We start from the raw sequence: 1,580 nt of genomic DNA on the forward strand, positions 1-1,580 counted from the left end.
ACTCCTCCAGAAGAACCTAAGTTCCAACCAGAGAAATACGTATTAAATACAGCGAAATTCTCTATCACTGATAACAAGCTTCTTGACGATGATGCCGAGTTGACTGATAAATATGGTGAAACAAATACAGATCCATATGTAGATGGAACTTCAAACAACGAAGCAGAAAACATCAATACCAAGACTGTTAAACGTGGCGACAAGTTGGTTTACCAAGTATGGTTGGATACAACTAAATTCGACGCAGCTAACAAAGACAACGTTCAAACTGTAGGAATTACAGATGACTTTGACGAAACTAAGGTTGATGTTGATGGTTCAGCAATCAAAGCTTACGATTCAGTAACTGGAGCTGATGTTACAGATAAATTCGATATCGCTGTGAACAACGGTGTGATGACTGCAACCCTTAAAGATGGCTTCACTAAGTCACTTGGCGATGCAGAAAACACTCAAATCATTGACACAACTAAATTCGAATTCGGACGTTACTACAAGTTTGATATTCCAGCAACTGTTAAGAACGATGTTCCTGGTGGTGCAGACATCGAAAATACTGCGGCTCAAGTAGTTAACTACTACAACCCAGTAAGCAAGACTGTTGAAAAACCAAACAAACCAACTGAAAAACGTGTAAACAACGTTCCAGTTGAAGTGGAATTCAACTTCACGAAACGTTTGGAAGGTCGTGAACTTAAAGCTAACGAATTCAGCTTCGTGCTTAAAGATTCAGAAGGTAAGACTCTTGAAACTGTAAGCAATGATGCGGCTGGTAATGTTAAATTCTCAGCTATGGAATTCAAGAAAGGTCAAGAAGGCGTACACAACTACACAGTAGAAGAAGTTAAGGGAACAGATGCAACCGTTACATACGACACAATGAAAGCAAATGTAACAGTTACAGTGAAACACGATGGTACAGCTAAAGTACTGATCGCGAAAGTTGGCGACATTGCGGATAAAGAATTTAACAACCGTGTCACTCCTCCAGAAGAACCTAAGTTCCAACCAGAGAAATACGTTGTTTCTGAAGAAAAATTCGATATCACAGGTGACAAACTCGTTGATGATGATAAAGAGTTGGCAGACAAGTACGCAGATACCAATGCGAACCCATATGCGGACGATGCATCAAACAACGAAAAACAAAACTTGAATACGAAGACTGTTAAACGTGGCGACAAGTTGGTTTACCAAGTATGGTTGGATACAACTAAATTCGACGCATCTAACAAGGACAACATCCAATCAGTAGGAATCTCAGATGACTACGATGAAGCGAAGTTGGAACTTGATTCTACTAAGATCAAAGCTTACGATTCAGTAACAGGCGCAGAAGTAACAGATAAATTCGATATCGCTGTGAACAACGGTGTGATTACTGCAACCCTTAAAGATGGCTTCACTAAGTCACTTGGCGACGCAGAAAACACACAAGTGATCGACACAACTAAATTCGAATTTGGCCGTTACTACAAGTTCGACATCCCAACAAAAGTGAAAGCTGATGTACCTGGTGGTGTAGACATCGAAAATACTGCGGCTCAAGTAGTTAACTACTACAACCCAACAACTAAGAA

At 40.1% G+C, this 1,580-nt stretch carries 1 protein-coding gene; it reads left to right on the top strand.

Annotated elements, in window-relative coordinates; translation table 11 throughout:
* Positions 1 to 1,580, top strand: a 1,580-nt coding sequence (locus tag NML76_RS10150; protein WP_302851203.1) for an SspB-related isopeptide-forming adhesin, incomplete at both ends; no start/stop codon positions are given.

It is taken from the genome of Streptococcus sp. CF8_Ac1-9 (assembly GCF_024295565.1).
GTDB lineage: Bacteria > Bacillota > Bacilli > Lactobacillales > Streptococcaceae > Streptococcus > Streptococcus parasanguinis_X.